Origin of the sequence: Synechococcus sp. CB0101 (genome assembly GCF_000179235.2) — a bacterium.
Taxonomy (GTDB): Bacteria; Cyanobacteriota; Cyanobacteriia; order PCC-6307; family Cyanobiaceae; genus Vulcanococcus.
The window spans coordinates 1,504,984-1,519,548 of the sequence record NZ_CP039373.1 but is presented as its reverse complement, the minus strand read 5'-3'; the positions used below and the strand labels follow the sequence as shown (position 1 = coordinate 1,519,548).

Sequence of the window (14,565 nt, the reverse complement as noted above, 5' to 3'; positions counted from 1 at the left end):
CAGATCCGGATGGGTTTCTATCTGCTTCATCTGCATCTGCACGGTCTGTTTCGTGGTCACGACCTCGAATTGGGGCGTGATGCTGATACCGGTGGGCAGACCACCTACGTGCTGGAGTTGATGCGTAGCCTGGCGGCTCGGCCGGAGGTGGACCGGGTTGAGGTGGTCACCCGGCTGATTCACGACAAGCGCGTGTCTCCCGATTACGCCGAGCCCCGTGAGGAGTTGGGCGGTGGAGCCTGCATCGTGCGCCTGCCCTGCGGCCCGCGCCGTTATCTGCGCAAGGAGCTGCTCTGGCCCCATCTCGATGAGCTGGCGGATGCGGTGGTCGCGCATATCGCCGCGCAGGAGCGTCGTCCCGACTGGATTCATGCCCACTACGCCGATGCCGGTTACGTGGGCGCCCTGGTGTCGCAGCGGCTGGGCATTCCCTTGCTGTTTACCGGTCATTCCCTTGGCCGTGAGAAGCAGCGCCGTCTGCTGGCCGGAGGCATGGCCCACGACCAGATCGAGCACACCTACGCCATCAGCCGCCGGATTGATGCCGAGGAGCGCACCCTGGCGCAGGCGGCCCTGGTAATCACGAGCACGCAACAGGAGGCGGAGCAGCAGTACAGCCGCTACGACCGCTTTGTGGCCGGCCGCGCGGTGGTGGTGCCGCCGGGAGTGGATGCCCGGCGCTTCCATCCCCAGCCGCTGCCGGGTGAGGAGCAGGCGGTGGCGGAGTTGATGCGGCCGTTTTTGCGGGATCCGGCCAAGCCGCCGCTGCTGTGCATTTGCAGGGCTGTGCGCCGCAAGAACGTGCCTGCCCTGGTGGAGGCCTATGGCCGCTCGGCTCTCTTGCAGGAGCGCCACAACCTGGTGCTCGTGCTGGGCTGCCGGGAGGATCCCCGCTCGATGGAGAAACAGCAGCGCGACCAGTTCCAACAGATCTTTGAACTGGTGGATCGCTTCGATCTTTACGGGCGGGTGGCCTATCCGAAGCAGCACCGCGGCGACGATATCCCGGCCATTTATCGCTGGGCAGCCCGGCGGGGCGGCGTGTTTGTGAACCCAGCGCTCACCGAACCCTTCGGGCTCACCCTCTTGGAGGCGGCGGCCTGCGGCCTGCCGCTGGTGGCTACCGATGACGGCGGACCCCGCGACATCCTGCAGCGCTGCGCCAACGGCCAGCTGGTGGATGTGACCGACCTCGACGACCTCCAGCAAGCCCTTGAAGCCGCTGCCGCTCATCCCCAACGCTGGCGCCGCTGGCGCGACAACGGCATCGAGGCCGTGAGCCGCAATTTCAGCTGGGATGCCCATGTGTGCGCCTATCTCGGCCTGGCCCAGCGCCGTTGTCAGGAGGTGCAGCAGCAGCGGCCGCAGCCTGTGCTGCCGGCTGAGCCCACCGCGCCGGTGAAGCGCCTATTGCTGTTGGATCTGGATGTGTGCCTCGATGCACCCGATCCGGCGGGATTGCAGGAGCTACGTCGTCGCTTGGCAGCTGATTCCAGCTGCGGCATCGGCATGATCAGTGGTCGCAGCTTCGCCTCAGCCAGCCTTCGTTACCACGAACTGCATCTGCCGGCGCCCCAGGTCTGGATTCTCGAGGCCGGTGCCGAGATCCTCTATGGCCATGAGGGTGTGCCGGATCTGGCCTGGAGAGAGCACATCGCCCAGGGTTGGCAGCGTGATGCCGTGGAGCAGGCCTTGGCGGATTTGGCGCCGCGCCTGGTTCCCCAACCGGAGGCGCAGCAGGGGCCCTTCAAGCTCAGCTACACCCTTCAGCCGCCTCCGGCTGGGGTGCTGGAGATGGTGCGCCAGCGCTTGCGCCAGGGCCGCTTGGAAGCCCGCGCCCATTTGTTCCACCACTGGTTCCTGGATGTGTTGCCGCTGCGGGCCTCCAAGGCCGAGGCGATTCGCCATCTGAGCCTGCGCTGGGGGCTGCCGCTGGAGCAGGTGCTGGTGGTGGCCTCGCAGCAGGGTGACGGTGAGCTGCTCAATGGCCGTGCCCTGGGCGTGGTGGTGGGCGATCACGATCGTTCCCTCGACGATCTGCGCCGCCGCTCCAAGGTGTTCTTCGCTTCACGCCGCCAAGCCTGGGGGGTGCTGGAGGGCCTGGATCACTACCGCTTCCTGCGGCGTTGATCGCTCAGAGGGGCGGTTGCTCCTGGCTGCGATAGAGCTCGCGATGCGGGTTGGCATCCGGCAGCCAGTAGCTGATGTCTTCATGCCAGTAGGGGGTGCCTTCCAAGCGGCTGGAGCTGAGCTTGGTGGAGGCCATGGCCGTGACCAGGGCACCCATATCCACTGGAGAGAGGTCGGTGAGCACGTCCTTGCCGGCGATGTTCATCAGCTCAGGCAGACGGGTGGCCATGGCGGGATTGGCCAGCTTCTTGAACACCTCTTTGAGTACAAGCTTCTGCCGCTCCATCCGGCCAATGTCGCCGAGTTCGTCGTGGCGGAAGCGCAGGAAACCTTCCAGGGCTTCACCCTTGAGCAGTTGCCGGCCGGGATAGAGGTCGATGTACAGCCCTTGGCTGTTGTCCACGTAATACATCCGCTTCGGCACATCAACCTCCACCCCACCCAGAGCATCCGCCAGCCGTTGCACGGCATTGAGGTTGAGCACCAGGTAGCGATCCACACGAGCTGACAGCAGCTTGCTGAGCTCCTGCTTCACCATGTCAGGCCCGCCGCTGCTGTAGAGCGCATTGGCCTTCATCACGCCATAGCGGTCGGATTCGATGAAGGTGTCGCGCGGCACTTGGGTGAGCTCGGTGCGGCCATCGCGCAGCTGCACCGTGAACATCACATCGGTGTTGGTGCTCACGTGGTCGGTGCCCATCACCACGATGCGCCGGTCGCCCATGCCGGCCGGTGCCACCAGCGAACTGATCACATTGCTGGGGTGATGCAGGCCCCCCAGCAGGCCCGTGGCGAGATGGGGGATCGGGCCATTGAGGCCGTAGCCCAGCCCGATCCCGGCAAGAAACAGGGGAAGTCGCGGCAGGCCGCTTTTCGCTGGTTTGGTGTTTTTGGGGCGCCGCCGCTGGTCGAGCGGTGTCACCGTGGCCTTGTTGCGGGCGGGCGCTGCGCCACGACGGCCCTGCCGCTCCTGCTGCTCCACAGGTTTCAGCCGCCCGCGGGAATCGCGGCGACGGGGCGCGGGATTGGGCTGGGCCTGCGACATGGACGGTGTGCGTGGCCGCACCGTATCGCGCGTCTTCCCTTGTGGCCAGGGGCATCTGGGCCTCTCGCCCAGCTGGATCAGCGGCCGGGGAGCACCGTGATCGCGGCCGCGGCCTGATCCGCCTTCGTGCGCGCTTCCTCCAGGCTGGCGCCGCTGGCCAAGGCGACGCCCATGCGCCGGTGGGGGCGGGCATCGGGCTTGCCGAATAGCAGCACCTGCACATCCACCTCCGCCAGGGCCTGATCCAAGCCGCTGAAGGCCACGCTCTCACTGGCTTGCTCCGCCAGGATCACCCGGCTGGCGGCAGGGCCGGTGGAGCGGATTTCCGGGATGGGCAGTCCCAGCACCGCCCGCAGGTGCAGTTCGAATTCGCTGAGGTTCTGGCCGGCGAGTGTCACCAGGCCGGTGTCGTGGGGGCGGGGGGAGAGCTCGGAGAACACCACCTCACTGCTGCCGTTACGGCCGCGGCACACAAAAAACTCCACTCCGAAGATGCCGGCACCGCCGAGGTTGTCTGTCACCAGGCGCGCCATGCTCTGGGCGGCGGCCAGTTGCTCCCACTCCAGATGGGCCGGTTGCCAGCTGCATTGATAGTCACCCCGCTCCTGGATGTGCCCGATGGGCGGGCAGAACAGGGTGGGGCCCTCCCACTGCTTCACGGTGAGCAGGGTGATCTCCTGCTCAAAGTGCAGAAACTCCTCCACGATCACCCGTGCGCCACTGCCACGGGCGCCGGCCATGGCGGCGTCCCAGGCGGCGGCGATGCCATCGGGGCCCTGCACCACGCTCTGGCCTTTGCCGGAGGAGCTCATCACCGGCTTCACCACCACCGGCCAGCCCAGGGGCGCCGCGGCGGCGGCTAACGCCTCAGCGCTTTCGGCATAGGCGAAGCGGGCGGTGCGCAGCCCCAGCTCGGTGGCGGCGAGATCGCGGATCCGATCGCGATTCATCGTGACCGCCGTCGCCCGTGCCGTGGGGATCACGGTGATACCGCCGGATTCCAGTTCCGCCAGGGCATCCACCGCCAGCGCTTCGATTTCCGGGATCACCACATCCGGCTGATGGCGGCGCACCACAGCCTTGAGGGCCTCCGGGTCGGTCATGGCCACCACCTCGGCTTGATCGGCCACCTGCATGGCCGGTGCGCCGGCGTAGCGATCCACCGCGATCACCCGGCAGCCCAGGCGCTGGGCGGCGATGGCCACCTCTTTGCCCAGCTCCCCGCTGCCCAGCAACATCAGGGTGCGCGGAAAGGTGGGGCTGGCCATGGCCGCGGCTGAGGCGAGAGACTGCTCCGATCCTGCCCCGGCGCCCCCCTGTGCTGCAGTTCCTTCCATTGGCCTATGCCACCGCCGGTGATGCCGCCGATGGACTGCTCAATGGTTTGAGCATCGAGAGCCTCCAGCGCTGGACCCTGGTGTACCTAGGCATTTCGGCCCTGGCGTTCATCGTGGTCTGGTTGGTGGGTTACCTGCGCCGGCCCGGTTGACCTGCCGGCCCAAGCCGGACTGATCAGGCCTGATCGATCAGATCCAGCTGTCGCACCGGTGACTGCTCATCGATGAAGCCGTAGGCGGCAAACACCGAGGCATCGCCGTGGGTGATGTGCTGCCCATCGCTGTGGCGTTCCAGCACGAACCCTTCCGCCGCCATCCGCCGCATCAGTGCGGCCGCTTCCTCAAAGCGCGCCGCCATTGCCTCAAGGCTGGCGCAATCGGCCGTGAGACCGGCCTCCTTCCAGGTGAAGTACGCCATCAGGGGAGCAGCACCAGTCCCAATACCACCAGTATCAGGCTGATCAGCCAGAAGCCCACCACCACTTGCTGCTCGCTGGCGCCGCCCAGCTCGAAGTGGTGATGCAGCGGCGCCATGCGGAACACGCGTTTGCCCTGGCCGGTGGCGGGGTTCTTGGTGGCCTTGAACACCCACACCTGCACGATCACCGAGAGCGATTCGGCCAGGAACACCCCGCCCATCAACAGCAGCGGCCAGAGGCTGTTGCTCAGCAGCGCCACCGCCGCCAGGGCCGAACCCATGGCCAGCGATCCGGTGTCGCCCATGAACACCCGTGCCGGGTGGCGGTTGAACAGCAGGAAGCCCAGCCAGCAGCCCGCCATGGCGGCGCAGAAACCGGCCATGGCGGGATCGCCTTCATGGCCCCGCAGCATCAGCTGCACGCCGAGGCCACTGAACACGATGGCGCCGCAGCCAGCGGCCAGGCCATCGAGGCCATCGGTGAGGTTGGTGGCGTTGCTCTCCGCGAGGAACACAAACAGGCCAAGCGGCCAGATCAGCAGCCCGAGGGGCAGCACCCAACCCAGGGGTAGGGCGATCGCTGCGGCGATCTGCTGATCCCAGTGGGCCCAGGCCAGAAACCCGATGGCGCACAGGGCCTGCAGCAGCAATTTGCCGCGGGGGCTTAAGCCGGTGTTGTGGCGTTTGGTGAGGCTGCGCCAGTCGTCCACCGCGCCGATGGCCATGGTGGCCAGGGTGATCGCGGCCACCGCCAGCAGCCGCTGATCGGCGGGGGCCACAAGACCTCCGGCGATCACCCCCACCGGCACCACCAGCAGGCCGCCCATGGTGGGAGTGCCCGCCTTGCTTTGGTGGGCCTGGGGCCCCTCTTCTCGGATCACCTGGCCCAGCTTGAGTCGGCGCAGTTGCGGCACGCCCCAGGCACAGAGCACGCTGCTCACCGCGGCGCTGATCAGCAACGGGGGCACCAGTTGCGGAGCCTGGCTGAACCAGTCGCAGAGGGCACTCAGCCCCAACAGCAACAAACCCAGCAACAGCGCCAGGGAGCGGCTGTTGCTGGGCATGGAGGCGATCAGCCTGGTGGGGGAGATCAAGGGGCTGAGGAGATCAGTCCTCCCAATCTTCCTCGTTCTGCTCGTCGGCGGCGTTGTAGTCCTCTTTCTCGCCCATCAGTGCGGAGAGCTCTTCTTCCTCCACGGTGCTCACATCGCTGCTGGCGGTTTCCTCATCGGCCACCAGGCGGCCGCTGGTTTCCAGCCAGCTCAGCAGATCGGGCTCTTCGCGCAGGGGCAGCACCGGAGCCGGCTCATTGCGCCCGTAGCGGGTGAGCGACGGGTTGATGCCATCCAACTGGCTGAGGCTGGTGCTGAGGTTGCTGCTCATATGGCGATCGGGGAGGGCACGGGTTGAGCGCGGGCGGCGGCACGTGCGGCTTGCGGCCCGGCGTGTGCCAATCGACCATCCTAACGGAGTCCCCTGCGGCGATCGTTCTGGCTCACCACAACACGCCCCTCTGGCGGGCCCTGCTGGGGCCGTGGTTGCTGGCGCTGGCCTTGAGCGCGGCGCTGGTGGCTGCCGGCCAGCACTGGCCGTCGCCCCTGTTGCAGCAGGCCTGGGCCCAGGCGAATCCAGGCCTGCCGGCGCTGCTGGCTCTGCTGTTGGTGCTGCTGCCGCCGGCGCTGATGGCGGCCCTGCTGCTCGCGCGGATGCGGCGCCACCACGACAGGGGAGAATCGATCGATTGCGCGCATGGAGAGCGTTGATGGGCCGGGCCAAGAAGGCGGTACTCGCATATTCCGGCGGTGTGGACACCAGCGTCTGCATCCCCTATCTGAAAAACGAGTGGGGCGTGGAGGAGGTGATCACCTTCGCCGCTGATCTGGGTCAGGGCGATGAGCTGGAGCCGATCCGCCAGAAGGCCCTCGATTCCGGTGCCAGTCAGTCGATCGTTGGGGATCTGATCGAGCCGTTTATCCGCGAATTCGCCTTCCCGGCGATCCGTGCCAACGCTCTCTACGAAGGCCGCTACCCGCTCTCCACCGCCCTGGCCCGGCCCCTGATTGCCCGCCGTCTTGTGGAGATTGCCCGCGAGGTGGGTGCCGATGCCGTGGCCCATGGCTGCACTGGCAAGGGCAACGATCAGGTGCGTTTCGATGTGGCCATCGGTGCGTTGGCCCCTGATCTGAAGGTGCTGACCCCGGCTCGTGAGTGGGGCATGAGCCGCGAGGAAACCATCGCCTATGGCGAGCGCTGCGGCATCCCGTCGCCCGTGAGCAAGAAGTCGCCCTATTCGATCGACCTCAACCTCTTGGGTCGTTCGATTGAGGCCGGCCCGCTTGAGGATCCCAACGTGGAGCCGCCTGAGGAGATCTACGCCCTCACCGTGAGTGTGGATGCGGCGCCTGATCAGCCACAGGTGGTGGAGATCGGCTTTGAGCAGGGCAACCCGGTGAGCATCGATGGGGTGCGCCTCGATCCGGTGAGCCTGATCCGCCGCGCCAATGAACTCGCCGGCAACCATGGCTTCGGCCGCCTCGACATGATCGAGAACCGGGTGGTGGGCATCAAGAGCCGGGAGATTTACGAGACCCCGGGTCTGCTGCTCCTGATCAAGGCCCACCAGGAACTGGAGAGCCTCACCCTCGCCGCCGACGTGCTGCGCAGCAAGCGCCAGCTCGAGCAGCAATGGGCGGATCAGGTGTACCAGGGCCTTTGGTACGGCCCGCTCAAGGATGCCCTCGACGGCTTCATCGATCGCACCCAGCGCACCGTGAACGGCACCGTGAAGGTGAAGCTGCACAAAGGCAACGCCACCGTTGTGGGCCGCAGCAGCGCCAACAGCCTCTACGTGCCCGATATGGCCACCTACGACGCCGGTGATCAGTTCGACCACCGCGCCGCTGAAGGCTTCATTTATGTCTGGGGCCTGCCCACCCGTCTCTGGGCCGCCAGCCAGCGCTGAGCTCAGGCGGCGCGAGGGCTCTGGCGATCCGCTCGGCCCATGCGCCGGATCGGCGGCCGGCTCGGCAGCGGTGGCAGGGCCAGCCCGCCCTGAGTGGCGGCGTCGGGGTTAAAGCGCAAGCGCACCTCACCCGGGACTGGCGCCAGCAGTTGGATCTGCTGGCGCAGCTCGGTGTTGTCGTCGAGCAATCGTTCTTGCCGCTCCAGCACCGGTTGTAGGCGCTGTTCAAATTTGCGCTCGAAGATCTCGGGAATCTCCTCGAGCAGCGCTTCGAGCTCGGCGTTTGTAGCCGTGCTTCCGCCAGTTTGCGCTCGGCTGTGGCCAGCGCTAGCTGCAAAGGAAGCTCGCTGGCTTCTTGTGGCTGCTCGGTGATTGGTTCGTCCACCGGATAACGCCCAGCCACAAAAAACCCGACCAAACCTTAACCAAGGCCTGGTCGGGATTCAAGCTGCCGGAAGCGATCAGGCTTCGGTGGTCTGCAGGGCAGCAGCGTCGCTGGTGGCTTGGGCCACGGGGCCGCTGCGGGGGGCAGGCAGGGGGCCGTCTTGCTTGACGGTGAGATAGCGAATCACGTCTTCGCTGATGCGCATCGCTTTCTCGAGGGTGGCCACCTGTTGGCCGTCGCCGTTGTGGGCGAGCTGCACGTAGATGCCTTCCTTGTGCTTGGCGATGGGGTAGGCCAGGCGGCGCTTGCCACGCATCTGGCAATCGAGCACCTCAGCGCCGGCCTCAGTCACCAGATCGCGGTACTTGGTGACATGGGTTTCCACCTCTTCCTCCGGGATGTCCGGACGAAGGATGTACATCGTTTCGTAATAGGGCTGCGACATGGCTTGCGCGATCCGACTTGGACGCCGAAGGGAACGGTGGCTGGTGGGCCGGAGCGAGGCCCCTGCTCTCCAGCGGCGGATCGTCCACCCTACAGCTGCATGCGCACCGCTTCTGAGAGGCTCGGAACGTCGGCCTCCTTGCCGCGCACGCACTGCACCACGGCAAACACAAGCAGCACCAGCATTCCCAGGAACACGGTGTTGTCGAGGGTGCGGCCGGCGAAACCCATGTTGCGCAGCTGCAGCAGCTGGAAGGCCAGCGACACCACCACCAGCACGATGTCGAGCAGGATCGCCTGCAGCACGTTGAAGCGCAGGTAGTAGGGGATGCGCGGGTTGCGCACCACCGCCAGGAACAGCACCAGGAAGAGCAGGAAGCCGCCGAAGGGCACATTGCGCTCGAGCAGCAGGACCGGCAGAGCCGGCAGCATCAGCCACTGCAGGGCCGGGAAGAGGTTGTCGAGCGAGCCGGCAAAGGGCAGAGCATCGCTCCAGGGCAGCAGGTAGGCCAGCACCGCTAGCAACCGTTGCCACCAGGGAATGTCGCCCATCGCGTGCTCCTCAATGGCCAGAGGCTATGGCAGGTGCTCGAGCAGTGCCTGACGCATGACCTCCACCGGCACCTCCGGCAGGCCGCTCCACAGGCGCAGGGCGGCGGCCCCTTGCTCCACCAGCATCTCCAGCCCATCGAAGCTGCGGCAGCCGCGGCTGGTGGCGCGCTGCAGCAGTTGCGTGGGGCGTGGGGTGTAAATGATGTCGTACACGCTGGCTCCGCTCTGCAGAGCGCTCAACTCGCCGTCGTTGAGTGGGCAAGCCTCTGCGGCGGCAGGGTTGCTGGCTGAGGCCATGCCCACCGGGGTGGTGTTCACCACCAGATCAGCCTGCGTGAGGGCGTCGGCGAGGCTGCCGTCCTCGCTGGCCCAGCTGAGCGCTTGCAGTTGCGGTGCCCAGGCCTGGCAGTCCGCCAGGAAGGCCGCCAGGGCATCGGCCCGCCGGCCCGCCAGCTGGATCGAGCTGAACCCCAGCTCCACCAGGCCGGCCACCACGGCCCGGGCGCTGCCGCCGCAACCGAGCACCACGGCGCGCTTGCCGCTCCAGCTGCTGCCGCAGCGGCGCAGCGGCGCGCAGAACCCTTCCACGTCGGTGTTGGTGCCGTGCCAGCCGCCGCCGGCCAGCGGCACCAGCGTGTTCACGGCCCCCAGCCGTTCAGCCAGCGGGCTCAGCTCTTGGCAGAGGGCAGCGACCGCCTGTTTGTGGGGAATGGTCACGTTGAGGCCGCGGCAGCCCATGGCCTCCAGGCCTCGCACCACCGCAGGCAGCTGGTTGGCCGCGGCGGGCAGAGCCAGAAACACCCAATCGAGCCCCATCGCCTGCAGCGCGGCGTTTTGCATCACCGGCGAGAGGGAGTGGTGCACGGGGTCGCCCAGTACCCCCACCAGGGCTGTGGTGCCGCGAATGCTGGGGAAGCCGCTCACGCTGGGTCGGGTGCTGTTCGGCAACCACACCTAGCCCCGGCACGGGCCCGCTGTTGAGGATGCCTCCAGTTCAGAGGACATCCATGGGCAAGGTTGTCGGTATCGACCTTGGCACCACGAACAGCTGCGTGTCGGTTATGGAGGGCGGCAAGCCCACCGTGATCGCCAATGCCGAGGGCTTCCGCACCACGCCCTCCGTGGTGGCCTACACCAAAAACCAGGACCAACTGGTGGGTCAGATCGCCAAGCGCCAGGCGGTGATGAACCCGGAAAACACCTTCTATTCGGTGAAGCGCTTCATCGGCCGCCGCGTCGACGAGGTGAACGAAGAGTCGAAGGAAGTGAGCTATGGCGTGGAGAAGGCCGGCTCCAATGTGAAGGTGAAGTGCCCGGTGCTGGGCAAGCAGTTCGCCCCTGAGGAGGTGAGCGCCCAGGTGCTGCGCAAGCTGGCTGAAGACGCTGGCAAGTACCTCGGTGAAACCGTCACCCAGGCGGTGATCACAGTTCCCGCCTACTTCAACGACTCCCAGCGCCAGGCCACCAAAGACGCCGGCAAGATCGCTGGCCTCGAGGTGCTGCGCATCATCAACGAGCCCACCGCGGCCGCTCTGGCCTACGGCCTCGACAAGAAGAGCAACGAGCGCATCCTGGTGTTCGACCTGGGTGGTGGCACCTTCGACGTGTCCGTGCTCGAAGTGGGTGACGGTGTGTTCGAGGTGCTCTCCACCTCGGGTGACACCCACCTGGGCGGCGACGACTTCGACAAGGTGATCGTCGATCACCTGGCCGACACCTTCAAGGCCAACGAAGGCATCGACCTGCGCTCCGATAAGCAGGCCCTGCAGCGCCTCACTGAGGCCGCTGAGAAGGCCAAGATCGAGCTCTCCAGCGCTACTCAGAGCGAGATCAACCTGCCGTTCATCACGGCCACCCCTGAGGGCCCCAAGCACCTCGATCTCACCTTGACCCGCGCCAAGTTCGAGGAGCTGGCTTCCAAGCTGATCGACCGCTGCCGCGTGCCGGTGGAGCAGGCGCTCAAGGACGCCAAGCTCTCCTCCTCCGAGCTCGATGAGGTGGTGATGGTGGGTGGTTCCACCCGCATCCCCGCGGTGCTCGAGCTGGTGAAGCGCGTCACCGGCAAGGACCCCAACCAGACCGTGAACCCCGACGAGGTGGTGGCCGTGGGTGCCGCCATCCAAGGCGGTGTGCTCGCCGGTGAGGTGAAGGACATCCTGCTGCTGGACGTCAGCCCCCTGTCCCTGGGCGTGGAAACCCTGGGCGGTGTGATGACGAAGATGATCCCCCGCAACACCACGATCCCGACCAAGAAGTCGGAGGTGTATTCCACGGCTGTCGATGGGCAGACCAACGTGGAAATCCACGTGCTGCAGGGCGAGCGTGAGATGGCCAGCGACAACAAGTCGCTTGGAACCTTCCGCCTCGATGGCATCCCCCCCGCCCCCCGTGGCGTGCCTCAGATCGAAGTGACCTTCGACATCGATGCCAACGGCATCCTGAGCGTGACTGCCAAGGACAAGGGCAGCGGTAAGGAGCAGAGCATCTCGATCACCGGTGCTTCCACCCTCAGTGACAACGAGGTGGAAAAGATGGTGAAGGATGCCGAAGCCAACGCCAGCGCCGACAAGGAGAAGCGCGAGCGCATCGACCTGAAGAACCAGGCAGAAACCCTCGTGTATCAGGCCGAGAAGCAGCTGGGCGAACTGGGCGACAAGGTGGGCGCCGAGGACAAGAGCAAGGTGGAGGCCTCCTCCGCCAAGCTCAAGGAGGCGATCGAGAAGGAGGACTACGACACCATGAAGTCCGAACTCGAAACCCTGCAGCAGGCCCTCTACGCCGCTGGGGCTGCTGTGTATCAGCAAGCTGCTGGCGCTGAAGGCGCCGCCGCCCCCGGCGGCAACGGCAGCGGTGGCGCTGAATCCGCCAGCGACGATGTGATCGACGCGGAGTTCACCGAGAGCAAGTGACCTCTGGTCACGGCTCGTTCACCCCGGCTTCGGCCGGGGTTTTTTCATGCCCATGCCTTTGGGCTCAGGCAAAAAAAGAGACGGGTGCCAACCCGTCTCGATGTTCTCCCTTGCCCGACCCGATGCAGGTCGTGGGCCAATGATGCCGCGGGTCTAGCCCCGCAGCTGTGCTCTTTGTAACGGGTTGAACAGTTGGCCGCGTCTGGTGCTCACTCGCTGATCTTGGCCACGGCTGCCTTGGATTGTTCAATCACGGCTGCCGGCATGGTCACGTAGCCGAGCTGGGGTGCCTGGGCCTGGGCCTGCTCCGAGAGCATGAAGTTGAACGCCTTGCGCAGCAGTTCGGCCTTGGCGCCGTTGCCGTTCTGGTAGGCCAGGATCCAGGTGAAGGTCACGATCGGGTAGCCCTTCAGCGGATTGGGATTGCCGCCGATCAGGTTGGGGCCCAGATCGATCGAACCGAGCGCTTCGCTCTCGCTTTCGCTGCTGGGCTTCACGATCTCGCCGGAGGCATTGGTGAGTGCCGCAGCCTGCAGCTTGCCTTTCACGTAGGCCGATTCCACATAGCCCAGGCCACCTTCCACCTGGTTGAGCTGGGCGGCCACACCCTCATTGCCCTTAGCGCCCACGCCCGTGGGCCAGGCCACGGTTTTGGAGGTGCCAGGACCGTTTTTCCAGGCCTCAGAGATGGCGGCCAGGTGCTTGGTGAAGTTGTAGGTGGTGCCGGAGCCGTCGGAGCGGTGCACCACCGTGATCTTCCGGTCAGCGCAGCCCAGCTGGCTGTAGTTGGTGATCTTGCCGAGGAAGATCTCCGCCAACTGCTGCTGGCTCAGCTTGAGGTCGCAGCCGGGATTGTTGTAGGCCACGGCGATGGCGCCGGCGGTCATCGGGATCTGCAGCACGCCGCGGCTCACCTTGGCGATCTCGTCCTCCTTCATCGGCGCATCGGATGCACCGAAATCCACCGTGCCGGCGGTGAACTGGCGCACCCCGGCGCCGGAGCCCACCGACTGATAGTTCACCTGAACGCCTTCCGAAGCCAGTTCCTGGAACCAGCGCTGGTAGATGGCGGCGGGGAATGACGCACCAGCGCCCGCGAGGGTGCCTTTCACGGCATCGCCGCCGCCCAGCGAGCAGGAAGCAAGACTGAAGCTGGCGGCGAGTCCGGCCAGTCCGGTGAGGACTCGAGCGGTGGTGGTTCGGCGCATGTCGGAGGAGGTAGTCGTGGAGGCCGTGGGTTCAGCGACCTGCCTTTGACCCTATGTACAGCCCGCCAGTGTGGCTTAAAGACCAGATCAAGGTCTCGGAGACTCGAGCTGCTCCAGCACCCACGCCGCCGTGGCGGGGGCCAGCAACACGCCGTTGCGGTAGTGGCCGCTGGTGAGCAGTAGGCCGGGTTCGAGCAGCTCCAGCAGCGGGGCCGGTCGCTCGTCGGGGCGGGCGCGCAGGCCTTGCCAATGCCGCAGCGCTGTGGCCTCCCGCAGCCAGTCGGGCGCGGCGCCGCTGAGATGGCGCATCTGGGCCAGAGCCTCGGGGCTGCCTTGGGTGACGCCCGGCTCCACGGTGGCGCCGAGCCAGAGCCTCCCGCCAGGGCGGGGCACCAGGTTGATGCCATCCCAGCTGACGCTGCCTGGCCAGCTCTCGGCATTGCACCCAGCTGGCAATTGCAGCTCCAGGGCCTGGCCCAGCACCGGGCTTTGGGGGCGCGTGTGGCCCAGTGGCTCTAGCAGCGCTGGGCTTGCCAGGCCGGCTGCGATCACCAGCCAGTGGCTGCTGCAGGTGCCTGCCTCGGTGTGGATCATCCACCGCCCATCGGCGTCTTTGCTGCCACGCTCCAGCTGCAGCACAGCCGCCGCCTCGGTGCGCAGGCCGTGGCGCTGGCCATCGTGCAGGAGGGCCTGCATGGCTGGTTGCGGGTCGAGTTGACCGTCGTTCGCAGAGAAGAGCGCTCCGGCGGCTTCAGCGGGAAGGGCGGGGCTGAGCGCTTGCAGTTCCGCCTGGCTAAGCAGCCGCAGCGGTAGACCCTGCTGTTGGCGTTGTTCAGCCAGGCGGGTTTGGGCCTGCCAGTCCTGCTCGTTGCAGGCCAGTTGCAGCAGGCCAGCTCGCCAGGGGATCTGGTATCCGCGCTGGGCCAGCTGCTCTCGCCACTGCTGCCACAGCGCCAGTGATTGCTGCCGCAGCCGCCAGCCCCGGCCGCTGCTGCGCCGGAAAACCTGAGCCATGAGCAGCCCGAGGGCGGCGCTGCTGCCAGCATCGATGGATTGGCCGCGGGCCAGGGCTGGATCGATCAGTTGCACCCGGTGGCCGTGCTGGCAGAGCAGCCAGGCCACAGAAAGGCCCACCACGCCGGCGCCGATCACGGTGATCGACGTGGGCCGGCGGG

General features: G+C 66.5%; 16 protein-coding genes. 5 read left to right on the top strand and 11 right to left on the bottom strand.

Annotation, left to right across the window (positions count from 1 at the left end):
- The first annotated feature begins 9 nt into the window (after nucleotides 1-9).
- Nucleotides 10-2,130 (top strand): HAD family hydrolase, encoded by a 2,121-nt coding sequence (locus CB0101_RS08190; RefSeq protein ID WP_010312750.1) that lies wholly within the window; start codon nucleotides 10-12, stop codon nucleotides 2,128-2,130.
- A 4-nt stretch (nucleotides 2,131-2,134) separates the two neighbouring features.
- Here the strand turns inward: CB0101_RS08190 and CB0101_RS08185 are convergent, their stop codons facing one another.
- A complete protein-coding gene (locus CB0101_RS08185) occupies nucleotides 2,135-3,175 on the bottom strand; it encodes an LCP family protein (protein ID WP_010312752.1) in 1,041 nt (346 codons plus the stop codon).
- Nucleotides 3,176-3,252: 77 nt separating this feature from the next.
- Nucleotides 3,253-4,443, bottom strand: a complete 1,191-nt coding sequence (gene purT, locus CB0101_RS08180) for a formate-dependent phosphoribosylglycinamide formyltransferase (protein WP_010312755.1) — start codon at nucleotides 4,441-4,443, stop codon at nucleotides 3,253-3,255.
- 50 nt (nucleotides 4,444-4,493) lie between these two features.
- Here purT and CB0101_RS08175 point away from each other — a divergent pair, with 50 nt between their 5' ends.
- The gene (locus CB0101_RS08175) at nucleotides 4,494-4,664 is read left to right on the top strand and encodes a hypothetical protein (RefSeq protein WP_010312757.1); all 171 of its coding nucleotides are present in this window, start codon (nucleotides 4,494-4,496) and stop codon (nucleotides 4,662-4,664) included.
- Nucleotides 4,665-4,687: 23 nt separating this feature from the next.
- Here the strand turns inward: CB0101_RS08175 and CB0101_RS08170 are convergent, their stop codons facing one another.
- The 3 genes from CB0101_RS08170 to CB0101_RS08160 are packed head-to-tail and all read right to left on the bottom strand — an operon-like array spanning nucleotide 4,688 to nucleotide 6,313.
- Entirely contained in the window at nucleotides 4,688-4,930 is a 243-nt protein-coding gene (locus CB0101_RS08170) for a hypothetical protein (protein WP_010312760.1), read from the bottom strand.
- Complete coding sequence (gene mraY, locus CB0101_RS08165) at nucleotides 4,930-5,994, bottom strand: phospho-N-acetylmuramoyl-pentapeptide-transferase (protein ID WP_029553210.1); 1,065 nt, start codon at nucleotides 5,992-5,994, stop codon at nucleotides 4,930-4,932. The genes CB0101_RS08170 and mraY overlap by 1 nt, the downstream gene beginning before the upstream one ends.
- A 43-nt stretch (nucleotides 5,995-6,037) precedes the next feature.
- Nucleotides 6,038-6,313, bottom strand: coding sequence for a DUF3134 domain-containing protein (locus CB0101_RS08160; protein WP_010312765.1), 276 nt, complete (start codon nucleotides 6,311-6,313; stop codon nucleotides 6,038-6,040).
- 62 nt (nucleotides 6,314-6,375) lie between these two features.
- Here CB0101_RS08160 and CB0101_RS15550 point away from each other — a divergent pair, with 62 nt between their 5' ends.
- Both CB0101_RS15550 and CB0101_RS08150 read left to right on the top strand, forming a co-directional pair.
- On the top strand, nucleotides 6,376-6,693 hold the full coding sequence (locus CB0101_RS15550; protein ID WP_010312767.1) for a hypothetical protein: 318 nt from the start codon (nucleotides 6,376-6,378) through the stop codon (nucleotides 6,691-6,693).
- Nucleotides 6,693-7,892, top strand: a complete 1,200-nt coding sequence (locus CB0101_RS08150) for an argininosuccinate synthase (protein WP_010312769.1) — start codon at nucleotides 6,693-6,695, stop codon at nucleotides 7,890-7,892. Before CB0101_RS15550 ends, CB0101_RS08150 begins: the two co-directional genes overlap by 1 nt.
- Nucleotides 7,893-7,894: 2 nt before the next feature.
- Here the strand turns inward: CB0101_RS08150 and CB0101_RS08145 are convergent, their stop codons facing one another.
- The 4 genes from CB0101_RS08145 to CB0101_RS08130 all read right to left on the bottom strand — a co-directional run bounded on the left by CB0101_RS08145 (nucleotide 7,895) and on the right by CB0101_RS08130 (nucleotide 10,197).
- Nucleotides 7,895-8,101 (bottom strand): hypothetical protein, encoded by a 207-nt coding sequence (locus tag CB0101_RS08145; RefSeq protein WP_010312771.1) that lies wholly within the window; start codon nucleotides 8,099-8,101, stop codon nucleotides 7,895-7,897.
- A 252-nt stretch (nucleotides 8,102-8,353) separates the two neighbouring features.
- Entirely contained in the window at nucleotides 8,354-8,722 is a 369-nt protein-coding gene (gene rpsF / locus CB0101_RS08140; protein WP_010312774.1) for a 30S ribosomal protein S6, read from the bottom strand.
- 89 nt (nucleotides 8,723-8,811) lie between these two features.
- Complete coding sequence (locus CB0101_RS08135) at nucleotides 8,812-9,273, bottom strand: Tic20 family protein (RefSeq protein ID WP_010312776.1); 462 nt, start codon at nucleotides 9,271-9,273, stop codon at nucleotides 8,812-8,814.
- Between the two features lie 24 nt (nucleotides 9,274-9,297).
- Nucleotides 9,298-10,197, bottom strand: a complete 900-nt coding sequence (locus CB0101_RS08130; protein WP_246833726.1) for a shikimate dehydrogenase — start codon at nucleotides 10,195-10,197, stop codon at nucleotides 9,298-9,300.
- An 83-nt stretch (nucleotides 10,198-10,280) separates the two neighbouring features.
- On the opposite strand from CB0101_RS08130, the gene dnaK reads away from it, so the two are divergent.
- Entirely contained in the window at nucleotides 10,281-12,182 is a 1,902-nt protein-coding gene (gene dnaK, locus CB0101_RS08125; RefSeq protein ID WP_010302557.1) for a molecular chaperone DnaK, read from the top strand.
- A gap of 209 nt (nucleotides 12,183-12,391) precedes the next feature.
- On the opposite strand, the gene pstS is transcribed toward dnaK, so the two are convergent.
- Nucleotides 12,392-13,390, bottom strand: coding sequence for a phosphate ABC transporter substrate-binding protein PstS (gene pstS, locus CB0101_RS08120; protein ID WP_010302560.1), 999 nt, complete (start codon nucleotides 13,388-13,390; stop codon nucleotides 12,392-12,394).
- Nucleotides 13,391-13,477: 87 nt separating this feature from the next.
- A complete protein-coding gene (locus tag CB0101_RS08115) occupies nucleotides 13,478-14,542 on the bottom strand; it encodes an FAD-binding oxidoreductase (RefSeq protein WP_136644045.1) in 1,065 nt (354 codons plus the stop codon).
- Nucleotides 14,543-14,565: the final 23 nt, after the last annotated feature.